Origin of the sequence: Mesorhizobium sp. M2A.F.Ca.ET.039.01.1.1 (genome assembly GCF_003998035.1) — a bacterium.
Taxonomy (GTDB): Bacteria; Pseudomonadota; Alphaproteobacteria; order Rhizobiales; family Rhizobiaceae; genus Mesorhizobium.
The window spans coordinates 1-971 of record NZ_RZRY01001292.1; the positions used below are offsets into that span (position 1 = coordinate 1).

Annotated in this window: 2 protein-coding genes; both read right to left on the minus strand. The window is 64.1% G+C overall.

Going from position 1 to position 971, the window contains the following annotated elements; translation table 11 throughout:
* Positions 1 to 91: 91 nt before the first annotated feature.
* Positions 92 to 526, minus strand: a complete 435-nt coding sequence (locus EOA24_RS39380; RefSeq protein WP_189343120.1) for a VOC family protein — start codon at positions 524 to 526, stop codon at positions 92 to 94.
* 2 nt (positions 527 to 528) lie between these two features.
* The coding region (locus tag EOA24_RS39385; RefSeq protein ID WP_133375006.1) for an FCD domain-containing protein at positions 529 to 971 on the minus strand (443 nt) is incomplete at its 5' end.

The window sequence follows — 971 nt, forward strand, 5'->3', positions numbered from 1 at the left end:
ATTCAAAGTCCCTGTTCCCATTCATTTTTCGCTCCTGTTGCAGACTTTCTCGTCTTTTCTTCAGGCGCCGCTCCCTTCAGCGCGGCGTCGTCTACGGCTGTTCGTCGTGGTAATCGCCAGGGCCGCCGTCGAGCCAGGCGTAAAGCTCCCAAAGCGTGTCGTCCGGGTCGGTGAAATAGGCGCAGCGCGCGTTCCAGACGTAATCTTCGGGCGGGCCGTAGAAGGGCACGCCCTTGGCGCTCAATTCGCGGTGCAGCCGGTCGATGTCGGCCGGCGTGTCGAGCTGCACGGCGACGCAAACCTTATGCGCGTGGCGCGGCGATCTCAGGTTGGACACGCCGGTGTGCCGGTTGATGTGGTCGAGCTCCCAGGCAGCGAGCGACACGCCCTCGCCATGGAAATCGGCAAATCCTTCGGCGCGGCGGCGCAAGAGGAAGCCGAGCTTGTCGACGTAGAAATCGACCGTCCGTTCGATATTTTCGACCAGCAGGCAGACGTCGGAGATGCGGGTGACGCTCGCAGGCATGGCTATTTCGCTCCGGTGTCTTTCGAGAGCGGCAGCTTGACGCCGACGCGGTTGGCGGCGCCGACGATATGCGTGCGCATCGCCGCCTCCGCCGCAGCCGGATCGCCCGCCACCAGAGCCTCATAGATGCGCACATGCTCGCCGACATTGATCTCGACGAGGTCGTGCAGCGGGTTCGTCATGCGCGCGTAGTGGATCGAGTGGCGGATCTGCTCGCAGACGAACGAGATGAAGGTGTGGATGTAGCTGTTGCCGGTAGCGCGCGCGATCTCGCGGTGGAAGAGCAGGTCGGCGTCGATGCTGCCTTCTTCCCAACGCTCCTCGCCGCCCATGCGGTCGAGCGCAGCCTTGATCGAATCGAGATGGCCCTGATTGCGGCGCGCCGCGGCGAGCGCAGCCGATTCGGCCTCGAGGATGCAGCGCAGCTCGAACAGCCGCTCCATGT